This is a genomic window from Pseudomonas sp. CH235 (assembly GCF_004368175.1).
Taxonomy (GTDB): Bacteria; Pseudomonadota; Gammaproteobacteria; order Pseudomonadales; family Pseudomonadaceae; genus Aquipseudomonas; species Aquipseudomonas paraglycinae.
The window spans coordinates 25,297-39,639 of the sequence record NZ_RRZJ01000015.1 but is presented as its reverse complement, the minus strand read 5'-3'; the positions used below and the strand labels follow the sequence as shown (position 1 = coordinate 39,639).

Here is a 14,343-nt window from a genome sequence, read left to right as displayed (position 1 = left end):
TACGGAAGTTGCCGGACTTTGGGCGAAAACGGGGATATTTCCGACGACTTTTTAAGGTTGGCCGTCGGAAGCGTGATCTATAGCATCGGCGATGACATTGAAGTCGTTAACGGCCTTATCACTCAGGCCTCTGATAATGGATTGATCATGCGAACTGCACACCTCGAATACGAAACGCCTGCTTATTCCGCTCGCCATCAGTGGCGCGATGATCGTGCCAGGTGCCCCATGGAGGATGTCGCCTTGCCCAGCGCAAAAATGCCCCGGTTGGCGGGTTTGAAGAAAGTCGAGGGCAAGCCTGTCGAATTGCTCGTGCATGGCCGGAACATCGGTGATGACGCCCTGCTGATTATTCAGCTTACCGATGAGGGTTTCGAGCTGAACGACGTCGTCGACATGCTTTCAACCTCCGAGCTTTATCAGCAAGGCGACATGGTCAAACTCATCACTGGCAAGTCGGTCAGAACGGTAAGGCGGCTGCTGAAGGAAGGCAAACCGGTACGGCTTGACCCGCAGCAGAGTGTCATCGCCTACCAATATGCATTGGTGCTGGAGTTAGCCATTCGGGCCTTCGGGGGGCAACCACGGGCGGAGGACTGGCTGCAGAAACCCTCTACCTATTTTTACGGTCATGTGCCGCTGGAATTGACCCTGCATCCATTGGGTTTTCAGATGGTGGAGCAGTATCTGAGTCAGCTTATCTACGGGGTTTACCCATGAACCCATTGCCGTGGGACGAGCATTGGTATGCGTGGCGGCTGGATCGCGAGGTTTATGGAGGGACGTGGGACAGCGGGATGGGGTCAAAGCTCAGAGGCGGTCGATGGAACATACCAGGACGACGCGTCGTCTACGCATCCGTCGATCCTTCCTCGGCCATTCTTGAGGTGGCAGCCAACCGCAGTTTTGATGCCCTGGACAGCGAACCTTATGTATTGACGTGCTTTGAGGTCATCAGCGACGCGAAGGTGAAAATCGTGCAGCCCGAAGAAGTGCCGAACCCTTACTGGCTGAGCCCTGCACGGCCGTCACCCAATCAGCGATTGTTTGCCGACGCTTTACTGGCTGAACATCCGTTTGTACTGATTCCCTCGGCGGCAACCCGGCATTCGTGGAACTTGCTGGTGAGTTGTGACCTGGCAGAGGGGCAGTTCAAGATGGTCTCGCAGGAGCGGTTCAGCCTTGATACCCGACTGGTCAGGGAAATGGCGTTGGTCTGATGCAGCGTCATGCTGCATTTTGCATAACCTCAGCACCCAACGGTCTAAATCGCGCTCTATAAATCAACATCCGCCATCGCACATCCCTGCATAAACCAAAACGCAGGGATGGCTGTTCATGATCCATTTTTCACCCGTTAAATCCCCTTTGAGCCTGGCCTTGCTGCTGGCGATCAACACGTTGCCGGCCATCGCTGCCGACAGCACGGCCAACGAGCCGACCACCCAACTGCAACGGGTCGAAGTCACCGGCACCGCGATTCGCCGGGTCGATGCTGAAACCGCTGTGCCGGTCACCATTCTGCGGGTCGAGGAGTTGCAGAAGCAGGGCGTGACCACCACCGAAGAGCTGGTCAACCGCATCTCGGCCAACCAGTCTTCGGTGGGCTCCGGGCGCTCGGTGGGGTCGAGCAGCGGCGGGGCGTCTTACGCCGACCTGCGGGGAATCGGCCCGAACAAGACCCTGGTGCTGCTCAACGGTCGGCGCCTGAGCAACAACGCGACCAATGCGATAAATGGCTCCGGCGTCGATCTCAACACCATTCCGTTCGCCGCCATCGACCGGGTGGAAGTGCTGCGCGACGGCGCCTCGGCGCTGTACGGTACCGATGCCATCGGCGGGGTGATCAACTTCATCACCAAGACCAGCCTCACCGAAGGTCAGATCAGCACGAACTACGACACACCGACCCATTCCGGTGGCGGTGAAAGCCGCAACTTCAGCGGCAGCTGGGGTTTTGGTGATTTGCAGGACGATCGCTTCAATGTTTTCGGTGTCGTGAGTTATGACAAGCAACAACGGCTGGCCGCCGAAGATCGCGGTTATACCTACAACTACCAACCGGGGCGTGGTCTTGATTACACCTCCGGCACGGCATCGCCTGCCAACTGGAGCCAGGGCAGCAACGCCACCAACCCATTGGCCGGTTCCGGTTGCAATGCGCCGGGGCTGCTGTCGCGCAATGGTATCTGCCGCCAGAGCCTGTGGAACTACCTCGATCTGGTGCCGGAAACCGAGAAGACCTCGGCCTTCGCCAAAGCCACCGGCAAGCTGTCGGACGAACACAACGTCAGCCTCGAATACTTCTGGGCCCGCAACGAAAACCGGACGCAGATCGGGCCCGGCACTCTGATGGGTAATCAGGTCAATCCTGGCACCGCGTTCTATCCGGGGAACGGCATTACGCCCGGCCCGAGCGGTTTTGCCCTCGACCCGACGCAGCCAGTGGACGTGAACTGGCGTGAAACCGCCGTCGGTGCCCGTCAGCATGAAGATGACAACACCGGTCAGCGTCTGCTGTTGAGCTTCGACGGCACGCTGGTGGGGTGGGATTACAACCTCGGCGCGTCGTACAACCAGAACAAGGTGGTCAACACGATTCGCAGTGGTTATGTGAACGACCGCGCCGTCAGCCAGGGTATTGCCGACGGTGTGATCAACCCGTTCGGTCCGCAGACCGCTGCCGGTTCGGCCTTGTTGGCAGCCAACAGTGTGGACGGTGATTACTCGACGGCGGTGGGCCGGGTCAAGGCGATTGACGGGCGTATCAGCCGCGAGATCGGCGACTGGTTCGGTGCAGGGCCTTCGGCACTGGCGCTGGGCGGTGAGTACCGCAAGGAAGACTTCCATCAGGATTTCGCCGCGTTTGCCGGCGACGTGCAGAGCCTGGGTGTGGATCCCAACGGCAGTGTGCAAGGGGATCGTAGCGTCTCGGCGCAGTACGCCGAAGTCAACGTGCCGGTGCTCGACAGTCTTGAATTGTCCGCCGCCGTGCGCCACGACAAATACAGCGACTTCGGCAGCACCACCAATCCGAAATACTCGTTCCGCTTCCAGCCGTTCAAGGAGCTGGTGGTGCGTGGTGCCTACAGTGAAGGCTTCCGTGCGCCGTCGCTTTATGAGTTGTACAACCCGACGTTCACCTCGTTCACCAATGCCAACTACAACGACCCGCGCCTTTGCGCCGGTGGCAACCCGAGTAACGGCGGCATTGCCAACCGCGACTGTGCCCAGCAGTTCAACCGTACCTCCGGCGGCAACACCGATTTGAGCCCGGAAACTGCGCGCAACGTCACCCTCGGTTTCGTTTATCAGCCATTCGATCGCCTGACCACCGGGCTGGATTTCTGGTGGATCGACATCGCCAACCAGATCGCCGAATTCCCTGAATCGGCGGTGTTCGAAAACCCGGAACTGTATCCGGAGCGTTTGATCCGCAAGCCGGACGGCTCCATCGATCACATCGTCACCGGCCTGGCCAACCTCGGGAAGATCAAGACCAACGGCGTCGATGTGAGCTTCGACTATCGCCTGCCGAGCACCCCGTACGGCGATTTCGGCATCGGTCTGCAAGGCACTTATGTCACCCGTTACGACTATCAGCAACAGCTCAAGGGCGACTACATCGACAAGCTCGGCGATTTTCGCGGCGGCGACTTTGCCTCGGCCGGCGCCGTGGCCCGTTGGCGTCACAGCCTGACCGGCAGCTGGAACTACGGCCCGCTCGGCGCGAGCCTGACCAACCGCTACACCAGCGGTTACCACGACTCGGATCGCGAGACCCACGATTACGTCGGTTCGTACAACGTCTGGGACGTGGCCGGCACCTACACCTGGCGCAAGACCCTGGCGGTGACGCTCGGGGTGAAAAACCTGTTCGACCGCGAACCACCATTCAGCAACCAGACCTACACGTTCCAGAGCGGCTACGACCCGAAATACGGCGACCCGTTTGGCCGCACGTTGTACACGCGGGTCAATTACAAGTTCTGAGAATGATCGGTCAGGGCGGGTTTTAGTAACACATCGTTCTAAACCCCGCCCTATAAAAAGGCCCGGCCTGTTGCACATCACAGTCAGGCAGGCACGTGGTGAAAGGATCTGCCCATGTTTTCCAGAGTCATTCTGTTCAGCGTCGGTCTGTTGCTGAGCCCGGCGCTGTTTGCCGCGCCACAACACGCCCTCACGGTCTACGGCGAAGCCCCGAAATACGCCCCGGACTTCCAGCACCTGGCCTACGCCAATCCCGACGCGCCCAAGGGTGGGACCTTGCGCCGCTCTTCGCTGGAGAGCGGCCCGTTCGATCACCTGATTCCCTACATCGACAAAGGCACCGGCGTTGCCGACATCGACGGCTGGCTCTACGCGCCGCTGGCCTATCGCAGCAAGGACGAGCCGTACAGTGTCTACGGCCTGGTCGCCCAACGGATGGAGCTGGACGCGGACCGGCGCTGGCTGCGTTTTTACTTGAACCCCAAGGCGCGGTTCGAGGACGGCACGCCGATCACCGCTGAAGACGTGCGCTACACCTTCGAGCTGTTCACCACTCAGGGCAGCCTCAAGTATCGCCAACAGTTTCGCGATGTCGCCGAGGTGCAGGTCGAGTCGCCGACCCAGGTGCGATTCGTGTTCAAGAACAACGAGAGCCGGACCTTGCCGCTGGATCTGGCGACGTTGCCGGTATTGCCCGAGCATTGGTGGCGTACACGCAATTTCGCCGATGGCGCAGGCTTCGAGATTCCACCGGGCAGCGGGCCGTACAAGGTCAGCGCGGTGGACGCCGGGCGCAGCGTGAAATTTCAGCGGATCAAGGACTGGTGGGGCAGGGTTCTGCCGATCACTCGCGGGCTCTACAACTTCGATCAATTGAGCGTGGAGTTCTTTGCCGACACGGACGTGTCGCGACAAGTGCTCAAGGCCGGTGGCTTTGATTACAACCGCGAGTTCTCCGCCACCAGTTACACCATCGGTTACGCCGGGGCGGCGCTGGAGCAGGGCAAGTTGCTGCGCGAACACCTCGCACCCGGCGCCGCGCAAGGTGCCCAGGGATTTGCGTTCAACTTGCAGAAGCCGGTGTTTCAGGATCGCCGAGTGCGGCGGGCGATCGCCATGCTCTGGGATTTCGAATGGAGCAACCGGCAGATGATGCGCAGCATGTACCTGCGTCAGCGCAGCTTCTTTTCCCACAGCGCGTTGTCGGCCACCGAACTGCCGGATGCCGAAGAACTGAAAATCCTCGAACCGTGGCGCGGCAAGATTCCCGATGAAGTCTTCAGCCAGGTGTTCGAGGCGCCGCGCACCGACGGCAGCGGCAACATTCGTGCGCAGCAGTTGCAGGCGCTGAAATTGCTGGAGTCCGCCGGCTGGAAACCCCGTGGCGATCAATTGGTGAATGCCGCCGGCGAGCCGTTGCAATTCACTTTTCTCAACGGTCAGAAGGGCTTCGAGCGTCTGCTGCTGCCGTTCAAGCGCAATCTGGCGCAGATTGGCATCGGTTTCGATATTCGTCAGGTCGACACCGCGCAGTACACCAACCGCGTACGCAGCCGCGACTACGACATGATCGTCGTCGGTTACCCGGTGAGTCAGGCGCCGGGGCGCGAGCTGTTCAATTATTTCGGTTCCGACGGCGCCGATGATCCTGGCTCCAACAACTACATGGTGCTGCGCGATCCGGCGGTGGATGCGCTGCTCGAAGGCGTGGTCCAGGCCGACAACCGTGAAAGTCTGCTGCGCCACGCCCATGCTTTGGATCGGGTGTTGCAGTGGGGCTACTACTGGATTCCCAACTATTACCCGCCGGGGATTTCCACGGTGTGGTGGAACCGTTTCGGTCGCCCGACGATTGCGCCGCTGTACGACGCCGGTCTCGACACCTGGTGGGAAATCAGCCCGACCGCGCTGACCTCGACGCAAATGCAGCAGCAAAAGGAGTACGCCCATGTGGGGTTATAGCCTGCGGCGTTTGCTGCTGATCGTGCCGACCTTGCTGGCGATTCTGCTGGTGAACTTCGTGATCGTGCAGGCCGCGCCCGGTGGCCCGGTCGAGCAGGCTATCGCCCGATTGCAGGGGATCGGTGTCGGTGCGGCGGTGGGTGCCAGCCATGTCGAAAGCATTGGCGGCGAGTCCCGCGCGACCCGTGGGCTGGACCCGAAACTGGTGGCCGAGATCGAGCGCCAGTACGGCTTCGACAAAAGTGCCGGTGAACGCTTGTGGCTGATGCTCAAGAGCTACGCGCAACTGGATTTCGGCAAGAGCTTCTTCCGTGGCGCGTCGGTGACCGAGCTGATCTGGCAGAAGCTGCCGGTGACCCTGTCGCTGGGTTTGTGGGCGACGCTGATCACTTATCTGGTATCGATTCCGCTGGGCATCCGCAAGGCGGTGCACAACGGCTCGGCGTTCGATGTCTGGAGCAGTGCGGCGATCATCATCGGCTACGCGATGCCGGGTTTTTTGTTTGCGCTGCTGCTGATCGTGGTGTTCGCCGGCGGTACGGCGCTGGACTGGTTTCCGGTGCGCGGGCTGGTCTCGGACAACTTCGCCGAGCTGTCGCTGTGGGGCAAGGTCGCCGATTACTTCTGGCATCTGGTGTTGCCGGTCAGTGCGCTGGTGATCGGCGGTTTTGCGACGCTGACGATCCTGACCAAGAACAGCTTTCTCAACGAGATCTCACGGTTGTACGTGGTCACGGCCCGGGCCAAGGGCCTGAGTGAACGACAGGTGTTGTACGGGCATGTGTTTCGCAACGCGATGCTGCTGGTGGTGGCCGGATTGCCTCAGGCGTTGGTCACGGTGTTTTTCGGCGGCTCATTGTTGATCGAAGTGATCTTCTCCCTCGACGGTCTCGGCCGCCTGAGCTACGAAGCGGCGGTGTCGCGGGATTACCCGGTGGTGTTCGGTTCGCTGTTCATTTTCACCCTGTTCGGGCTCTTGATAAAACTGCTGGGCGACCTGTGTTACACGCTGGTCGATCCGCGCATCGACTTCACCGCGAGGACTGCCTGATGCCGACGCTTTCTCCAATCGGACAGCGCCGGTGGGCGCGGTTCAAGGCTCATCGACGCGGCTGGTGGTCGTTGTGGCTGTTTCTCGCGCTGTTCGGCCTGAGCCTGGGCGGCGAACTGGTCGCCAATGACAAACCGTTGCTGGTGACGTATCAGGGCGAGTGGTATTTCCCGGCGTTCAAGCGCTACACCGAGCAGGATTTCGGCGGCGAGCTGCCGTTCCAGCCCGACTACCGCAGCGCCCAGGTGCGTGAATTGATCGAGGGGCAGGGCGGACGGATGTGGTTTGCGCCGATCCCGTTCGGCTACGACACGGCCAACTACGACCTCACTGAACCGGCCCCGAGCCCGCCCACCGCTGAAAACTGGCTGGGCACCGACGATCAGGCGCGGGACGTGCTGGCGCGGGTGATATTCGGCACGCGGGTCTCGCTGTTGTTCGCCCTGGCGTTGACGGCGGTGAGCGCGTTGATCGGAATCGCCGCCGGTGCCTTGCAGGGCTATTACGGTGGTTGGGTCGACTTGCTCGGGCAGCGTCTGCTGGAGGTCTGGTCGGGGCTGCCGGTGCTCTATCTGCTGATCATTCTGTCGGGCTTCGTCGAGCCGAATTTCTGGTGGTTGCTGGGGATCATGGCGCTGTTTTCCTGGCTGAGTCTGGTGGACGTGGTGCGCGCCGAGTTCCTGCGCAGCCGGGGGCTTGAGTACGTGAAAGCGGCGCGGGCGCTGGGTGTCGGTGATGCGCAGGTGATCGTGCGGCACATTCTGCCCAACGCCATGAGTGCAACGTTGACGTACCTGCCGTTCATCCTCACCGGGGCGATTGCGACATTATCGGCGCTGGACTTTCTCGGCTTCGGCATGCCCGCCGGCAGCGCTTCGCTGGGCGAGTTGATCGGTCAGGGCAAGAACAATCTGCAAGCACCGTGGTTGGGCCTGACGGCATTTTTTGCCCTGGCGCTGATTCTTTCTCTACTCGTATTCATCGGCGAAGCCTGCCGTGATGCCTTCGACCCCAGGACTTGATATGCGTGAACATCTGATCGAAATACGCGACCTGCGGGTGGCGTTCAAAGGGCAGGAAGTGGTGCACGGCATCGACCTCGACATTTGCCCGGGGGAATGCCTGGCGCTGGTGGGCGAATCGGGTTCCGGCAAGTCAGTGACGGCCCACAGCATTCTGCAACTGCTGGACCCGAACATCACGCAGATCGACGGCAGCATCCGTTATGGCGGCGAAGAGCTGCTGGGTGTGCACGAGCGCTATCTGCGGCAACTGCGCGGCAACCGCATCGCAATGATTTTTCAGGAGCCGATGAGTTCGCTCAACCCGTTGCACAGCATCGAGCGGCAACTCGGCGAAAGCCTGGCGCTGCACAAAGGCCTGGCGGGCGCGGCGGCGCGCAAACGGATTCTGGAACTGTTGGAACTGGTCGGCATTCAACGACCGCGCGAGCGGCTGAAAGCGTATCCGCATCAACTCTCCGGCGGGCAGCGGCAGCGGGTGATGATCGCCATGGCGCTGGCGTGCGAACCGCAGTTGCTGATCGCCGATGAGCCGACCACGGCCCTCGACGTCACGGTGCAACGCAAGATTTTGTTGCTGCTCAAGGAACTGCAACAGCGGTTGGGCATGGCGCTGCTGATCATCAGTCACGACCTGAATCTGGTGCGCACCATCGCCCAGCGAGTGGCGGTGATGCGCGCGGGCGAAATCGTTGAGCAGTCAAGCTGCGAGCAATTGTTCCGCGCGCCGCAGCATCCCTACAGCATCGAATTGCTCAACGCCGAACCCGGCGGCGCGGCGCTGTGCCGTGATGCGGCGGAGGATTTGCTCGAAGTTCGCGATCTGCATGTGCGTTTTCCGTTGGGTGGCGGATGGCTGCGGGCCAAGTCGTATCTGCACGCGGTCAATGGCATCGATCTGAACCTGCAGCGGGGCAAGACGCTGGGCATTGTCGGTGAGTCCGGATCGGGTAAATCCACGCTGGGTCAGGCGATCCTGCGCCTGATCGACGCCGACGGCAGCATCCGCTTCAAGGGTGAGTCGCTTGAGCAACTGAGCGGCAAACAATTGCGCCCGTTGCGCAAACGCCTGCAAGTGGTGTTTCAGGACCCGTTTGGTAGCCTTAGCCCGCGCTTGTGTGTGGAGCAGATCATTGCCGAAGGTTTGCAGGTGCACAGTGATTTAAATGCGCAGGCGCGCGAGCAGGCGGTGATCGATGTACTGAAGGAAGTCGGGCTCGATCCGGCGACGCGTCATCGCTATCCCCACGAGTTTTCCGGCGGGCAACGGCAACGCATCGCCATCGCTCGGGCGCTGGTGCTCAAGCCGGATCTGATTTTGCTGGATGAGCCGACCTCGGCGCTGGATCGCACGGTGCAGAAACAAATCGTCGCGCTATTGCGCCGGTTGCAGGAGGAGCACGGGCTGACCTATCTGTTCATCAGTCATGACCTGGCGGTGGTGCGGGCGCTGGCCCACGATCTGATCGTGATGAAGGATGGCGAGGTGGTGGAGCGTGGGGAAACGGCCGGGTTGTTTCATTCGGCCCGACACCCGTATACGCGGGAGCTGCTGGCTGCATCGTTTGTGACACCTATCACGGCAGAGACGGGCAGGCAGGAGGCCAGCCTTTCGCCCACAGGGCAGATCCGGTAAATTTCGCGGTTCCGCTCATACAAGGATGTAGATGATGGCAAAACCTGCCGCGCGCCTCAGCGATCTCAATGCCTGCCCGATCACTGGACACGGTACCAACCCCAGCACCAGCGGTTCACCCAATGTGAACATCAATGGCATGCCCGTGCTGCGAGTCGGTGATACCACCGCCTGCGGTGACTCGGTCACCGAGGGCATCGGCAACATCCTGATCAATGGCAAGCCAATCGCCTTTCTTGGTAGCGCCACAGCCCATGGTGGAATGATCATTACCGGCTCCGGCGACGTTTTCGTCGGCACGCAGGTCGGTTCCGCGCCTTTCAGCCCGATTGTCACCGTGCCAAAACACAGTGAACGCTTCCAGCTGGTGGACGAAACCACCGGCGAAGCAATTCCCGACATGCTCTATTGCATCGAAACCGGCGATGGACAGCGCCTGGTCGGCCATACCGACAACCATGGCAATGCTGCGAGGGTATTCACTGCCGATCCGACGTCCATTGTTGTTCAGTGGGGCAAGGAAGCGGCCGCCCATCTGGATGCCCTGGGCATCGACTATTAAGGAGGGTGACGCGTGGCTGCACCAAAGAAGAAACAGGCCCAGACCACTGAGCAGCATGCGACGACTCAGGTCACGGGAACGCTGGCCCAGGACTATGTGACGGTGGTGGGGGCTTCCTACATGTCGACGATAGAAAACTGGCGCGGGCAGAAGGGCAATAAAATGCGCTTCATCAATCAAGGCATCCGACAACTGACGAAGTATCCCGAAGGCACACCAAGTTTTTCGAAACAGCGCGTCTTTCTGATTTTCAAGGATGACTACCCGCAAAACCTGCTGGCGGCCTTGAAGCTGGTAGTCGAGCGCGATCATGGCGCGCAATACCGGGAACTGGATTCAATATCCGGCCTAGTGGATTTCATCTTTACCCGGCAACGTCGCGGCAGAGAAATCAAACAGCTCGATTTTTTCTCCCATGGCGTAGTGGGTGCAATCGAGCTGGGATACGAGCTGGATAAGCGTGAAAGTTACCGATTGCGTGATGCCCAGGCAAAAATGTTCAAGCCGGAAGCGTTTGCATACGGTGCAAAGATTCACTCTTATGCCTGTCGCACCGGGCTGGGCATCAACGCCGAGCGTTGGGTGCTCGAGGGCGAAGACCCTCACTATGAACTCAGCCTCGCGCAGATCATGGCTAACGCCACCCGGACAACCGTCATGGCGTTTCCGCGACGGAGCAATTACGACACGACTTATGGCACCAACGCGGAGCGGCAATCGGTGCCCGGCACGCGTCAGCGGATGGCCTCCGACAGGGAGGCGATGGAAAGCTACACCCGCAAGAATATCGAGTATCAACGAAAGCTTGCAGAACACCGCAAGACAGCGAAGAACCCGACGGCTGAGCTTCCAGATGAAAAGGCTCCGCAAAAACCCCTTTCAACGGTTACTGATGAGGAGCGCAAGTTGGTAGCACATGAGAACAGCCGCAGTTTTCACGAGAAAACCGTGGGTTATCCGCTGGATGCGTTGGGTGCGCATCGTGATGTCCGTTCCGGGGATACCCCCACGGGTGTGCCCGCTCACCTTCTTGAGTACAGACCCGCTTGAGCATGCTGCGTCTATCGAGAAAGAACAGCCTCCTGCTCATCTTGCTGGCGGTGTTCATCACTACGGTTTTTTTTTATTACAGCAAGGAAGATCAAATGTCCGCCAGGGTAATGATGTATTACGGCGACTGGAGCCCTGAAGAAACGCGCTTTGACGCGACACGATGGTTCAGCTCGGGAATGTATCGACCGCGTTTGATGGGGACGCCTTCCGCACAGAGTCCTGTCACCATGCTGCGCACCAGTCCTGATCCGTTGAGGGGCATTTCGAATGACGAGTTTCTGACCAAAGTGCTGGTTGCGATGGAGGAGCGTTATCCGAAGGTGGATACAGAGGGGCTGGTTCTCGATACACCTGATCTTCGTCGCCAGATCCGATATGCCTACAGCGCGTTCTCCGAACCGGACAGACCTGTGGACTCTTATTGGTTGTTCGTGACTGTAGGGGGCGACACGTTTGTCATCACGATTGACTGGGATGTCAACGACAAAAGGATGCTGACTGGGTCGATGGCTGAGCATCTGGCTGAAGGAAGTGAAGCGGCCATTGCGTTTCGAGATATTCAGCGAGAGCTGGAAAGAGCGCCGGGTTCAACACGTTGATGGTTAGAGAAATCATCGGTCTCTGGAAGCACGAATCCCGCCAGAGGCGGGATTCGTGAATTGCTTCCGGGCGTTTATGCCGGGAACAGCTCGGACAGTTTCATCGACAGCATCATGTCGCCTTCAACGCGCAGCTTGCCGCCCATGAAAGCCTGCATGCCGTCGGTTTCGCCGCTGACGATACCTTTCAGGGTTTCGCTGTCCAGCACCAGCGTGCAGTTGGCGTCCGGGTTTTCGCCTTCCTGGATGTCGCAGGTGCCGTCTTTGACGATCAGGGCGTATTGCTTGTCTTCGTCAGTGATGTTGAAACCGAAGACCAGATCCAGACCGGCAGCGGCGGCTGGGTTGAACTTGGCTTGCATTGCTTTTACGGCATCAGCTACGGAGGTCATGGTTCGATCCTTTTTGGTTGATTGCAGCAGGGTCACAGTAATCCGGACTCAGCGAAACGTGATGAGTTCCGGGGCCTTCAGCAGTTGCAAATGTGCATGACTGTTGAAGGAAGCCAGAGCCACCTCGCGACCGCGGAACTTCAGCTGGTTGAGCGAGGTGTTGACGATTTGCCAGTTCAGTTCAAAGGCCTGTCGGGCAGGCATTTGAGTAATGAGGTGGAGCAGGGCGGTGATGGTGCCACCGGAGGTGAACACCGCGATTTTCTGGGTGTTGTCAGCCTGTTCGAGAATCCGCTGCAGTCCGGCCTGTACCCGTTCGACGAAACCCACCCAGCTTTCCAGGCCCGGTGTGTCGTAGGTGCCGGCGAGCCAGCGCTCGATGATCAGGGCGAAGATGCGCTGGAATTCGCCACGGTTTTGCGCGGCGTTGCGCAGGATTTCCAGTGCTTCGGGCTCTTCCGGCAGCATGGCCGGGAGCAGGGCGCGGATCACGGCGTCGGCGTCGAATTCGTTGAAGGCCGAATCGATTTCCAGTGCCGGAACCGGCAGGCCGGCGGCGGCGAACTGTTCCAGCGCGCTGTTGGCCGTGTGTTGCTGGCGGCGCAGGTCGCCCGACAGGCAGCGGTCGAAGCTGATTCCGAGTTCGGCGAGATGGCGGCCGAGGATTTCTGCCTGGCGTACACCGGTCGGCGACAGGACGTCATAGTCGTCTGCACCGAAGGAGGCCTGGCCATGTCGAATCAAGTAGATGCTGCCCACGTCCGCGTCATCCCGGTACGTTGAAGGTTGTGGCGAGGTTATGGGGATGACGGTGAGCTGTCAATGAAAAAACATACGCTTGTTTGAAATGCCCGTTCCAGCCTTGTTGCCAGAGGTTTCACGGCTGGCCGACCGGCTGGTGCATGGGTATGCTGGAGCCAATTCCCGCGTGTGTTTCATGACCGCGCATCGTTTGAAGGAGTCACTGTGGAGTTTTTCACTGAATACGCCAGTTTCCTGGCCAAGACCGTGACGCTGGTCATCGCCATTCTGGTGGTGCTGGCGAGTTTTGCTGCGTTGCGCAGCAAGGGCCGGCGCAAATCCGCGGGCCAGTTGCAGGTCAGCAAGCTCAACGATTTCTATAAGGGCCTGCGTGAGCGGCTGGAGCAGACCCTGCTCGACAAGGATCAGCTCAAGGCCTTGCGCAAGGGCCAGGCCAAATCCGAGAAGAAACAGAAGAAGAAACCCGACGCCAAACCGCGTGTGTTCGTGCTGGACTTCGACGGCGACATCAAGGCTTCGGCCACCGAAAGCCTGCGCCACGAGATCACCGCGCTGCTGACCCTGGCCACGCCGAAGGACGAAGTGGTCCTGCGTCTGGAAAGCGGCGGCGGCATGGTCCACAGCTACGGTCTGGCCTCGTCGCAACTGGCCCGCGTTCGTGAAGCCGGCGTGCCGTTGACCGTGTGCATCGACAAGGTCGCGGCCAGCGGCGGCTACATGATGGCGTGCATCGGCGAGAAGATCATCAGTGCGCCGTTCGCCATCCTCGGCTCCATCGGCGTGGTGGCGCAGTTGCCCAACGTCAACCGCCTGCTGAAAAAGCATGACATCGATTTCGAAGTGCTGACCGCCGGCGAATACAAACGCACCCTCACTGTATTCGGCGAAAACACCGAGAAGGGCCGGGAGAAATTCCAGGAAGACCTGGACATCACCCACCAGCTGTTCAAGAACTTCGTCGCCCGTTATCGCCCGCAACTGGCGATCGACGAGGTCGCCACCGGCGAAGTCTGGCTGGGCATCGCGGCACTGGAAAATAAACTGGTCGACGAACTCAAGACCAGCGACGAATACCTGGCCGAGCGTGCCAAACAGTCCGAGGTCTATCACCTGCACTACGCCGAGCGTAAGAGCCTGCAGGAGCGCATCGGCATGGCGGCCAGCGGTTCGGTGGATCGCGTGTTGCTGAGCTGGTGGAGCCGGCTGACTCAGCAACGTTTCTGGTAAAGGCTCCACACGCTCGTGAGCAATCAAGCTCGCGGGCGTGCTGCATTTATAGCGGAAGAAAGTGCAGTACATAGATATTTTATA

Annotated in this window: 13 protein-coding genes; 11 read left to right on the top strand and 2 right to left on the bottom strand. The window is 59.9% G+C overall.

Annotated features, from left to right (window positions below; translation table 11 throughout):
* Window positions 1–228 precede the first annotated feature (228 nt).
* From EIY71_RS16905 to EIY71_RS16860, 10 genes are all read left to right on the top strand, one after another.
* Entirely contained in the window at window positions 229–720 is a 492-nt protein-coding gene (locus EIY71_RS16905; protein WP_102687634.1) for an antitoxin Xre/MbcA/ParS toxin-binding domain-containing protein, read from the top strand.
* The gene (locus EIY71_RS16900) at window positions 717–1,220 is read left to right on the top strand and encodes an RES family NAD+ phosphorylase (RefSeq protein WP_102687613.1); all 504 of its coding nucleotides are present in this window, start codon (window positions 717–719) and stop codon (window positions 1,218–1,220) included. Before EIY71_RS16905 ends, EIY71_RS16900 begins: the two co-directional genes overlap by 4 nt.
* 118 nt (window positions 1,221–1,338) lie before the next feature.
* Window positions 1,339–3,993: a TonB-dependent receptor gene (locus tag EIY71_RS16895; RefSeq protein ID WP_134022380.1), complete on the top strand. Its 2,655-nt coding sequence runs from the start codon at window positions 1,339–1,341 to the stop codon at window positions 3,991–3,993.
* Between the two features lie 114 nt (window positions 3,994–4,107).
* Window positions 4,108–5,955 carry an extracellular solute-binding protein gene (locus EIY71_RS16890; protein WP_134022378.1) on the top strand — a complete coding sequence of 616 codons (1,848 nt, stop codon included), beginning with the start codon at window positions 4,108–4,110 and terminating at the stop codon, window positions 5,953–5,955.
* Window positions 5,942–7,006, top strand: coding sequence for a microcin C ABC transporter permease YejB (locus tag EIY71_RS16885; RefSeq protein ID WP_085745481.1), 1,065 nt, complete (start codon window positions 5,942–5,944; stop codon window positions 7,004–7,006). The genes EIY71_RS16890 and EIY71_RS16885 overlap by 14 nt, the downstream gene beginning before the upstream one ends.
* Window positions 7,006–8,028 carry an ABC transporter permease gene (locus tag EIY71_RS16880; RefSeq protein WP_085745482.1) on the top strand — a complete coding sequence of 341 codons (1,023 nt, stop codon included), beginning with the start codon at window positions 7,006–7,008 and terminating at the stop codon, window positions 8,026–8,028. Before EIY71_RS16885 ends, EIY71_RS16880 begins: the two co-directional genes overlap by 1 nt.
* Before the next feature lies 1 nt (window position 8,029).
* Window positions 8,030–9,664 carry an ABC transporter ATP-binding protein gene (locus EIY71_RS16875; protein WP_134022376.1) on the top strand — a complete coding sequence of 545 codons (1,635 nt, stop codon included), beginning with the start codon at window positions 8,030–8,032 and terminating at the stop codon, window positions 9,662–9,664.
* Window positions 9,665–9,698: 34 nt separating this feature from the next.
* Window positions 9,699–10,226 carry a PAAR domain-containing protein gene (locus EIY71_RS16870; protein ID WP_102687618.1) on the top strand — a complete coding sequence of 176 codons (528 nt, stop codon included), beginning with the start codon at window positions 9,699–9,701 and terminating at the stop codon, window positions 10,224–10,226.
* Between the two features lie 12 nt (window positions 10,227–10,238).
* Window positions 10,239–11,276 (top strand): hypothetical protein, encoded by a 1,038-nt coding sequence (locus EIY71_RS16865; protein WP_134022374.1) that lies wholly within the window; start codon window positions 10,239–10,241, stop codon window positions 11,274–11,276.
* 2 nt (window positions 11,277–11,278) lie between these two features.
* On the top strand, window positions 11,279–11,878 hold the full coding sequence (locus EIY71_RS16860; protein WP_134022372.1) for a hypothetical protein: 600 nt from the start codon (window positions 11,279–11,281) through the stop codon (window positions 11,876–11,878).
* A 74-nt stretch (window positions 11,879–11,952) separates the two neighbouring features.
* Here EIY71_RS16860 and EIY71_RS16855 read toward each other — a convergent pair whose 3' ends face one another.
* Window positions 11,953–12,270 (bottom strand): SCP2 sterol-binding domain-containing protein, encoded by a 318-nt coding sequence (locus EIY71_RS16855; protein ID WP_007959502.1) that lies wholly within the window; start codon window positions 12,268–12,270, stop codon window positions 11,953–11,955.
* Window positions 12,271–12,318: 48 nt separating this feature from the next.
* Window positions 12,319–13,029, bottom strand: a complete 711-nt coding sequence (locus tag EIY71_RS16850; protein WP_102687621.1) for a histidine phosphatase family protein — start codon at window positions 13,027–13,029, stop codon at window positions 12,319–12,321.
* Window positions 13,030–13,236: 207 nt separating this feature from the next.
* Here EIY71_RS16850 and sohB point away from each other — a divergent pair, with 207 nt between their 5' ends.
* Window positions 13,237–14,259 carry a protease SohB gene (gene sohB, locus EIY71_RS16845; RefSeq protein WP_102687622.1) on the top strand — a complete coding sequence of 341 codons (1,023 nt, stop codon included), beginning with the start codon at window positions 13,237–13,239 and terminating at the stop codon, window positions 14,257–14,259.
* Window positions 14,260–14,343: the final 84 nt, after the last annotated feature.

Coding starts and splice junctions, on each gene's coding strand:
- EIY71_RS16905 (WP_102687634.1), top strand. CDS start 229: ATGGAGGATGTCGCCTTGCCCAGCGCAAAAATGCCCCGGTTGGCGGGT.
- EIY71_RS16900 (WP_102687613.1), top strand. CDS start 717: ATGAACCCATTGCCGTGGGACGAGCATTGGTATGCGTGGCGGCTGGAT.
- EIY71_RS16895 (WP_134022380.1), top strand. CDS start 1,339: ATGATCCATTTTTCACCCGTTAAATCCCCTTTGAGCCTGGCCTTGCTG.
- EIY71_RS16890 (WP_134022378.1), top strand. CDS start 4,108: ATGTTTTCCAGAGTCATTCTGTTCAGCGTCGGTCTGTTGCTGAGCCCG.
- EIY71_RS16885 (WP_085745481.1), top strand. CDS start 5,942: ATGTGGGGTTATAGCCTGCGGCGTTTGCTGCTGATCGTGCCGACCTTG.
- EIY71_RS16880 (WP_085745482.1), top strand. CDS start 7,006: ATGCCGACGCTTTCTCCAATCGGACAGCGCCGGTGGGCGCGGTTCAAG.
- EIY71_RS16875 (WP_134022376.1), top strand. CDS start 8,030: ATGCGTGAACATCTGATCGAAATACGCGACCTGCGGGTGGCGTTCAAA.
- EIY71_RS16870 (WP_102687618.1), top strand. CDS start 9,699: ATGGCAAAACCTGCCGCGCGCCTCAGCGATCTCAATGCCTGCCCGATC.
- EIY71_RS16860 (WP_134022372.1), top strand. CDS start 11,279: ATGCTGCGTCTATCGAGAAAGAACAGCCTCCTGCTCATCTTGCTGGCG.
- EIY71_RS16855 (WP_007959502.1), bottom strand. CDS start 12,270: ATGACCTCCGTAGCTGATGCCGTAAAAGCAATGCAAGCCAAGTTCAAC.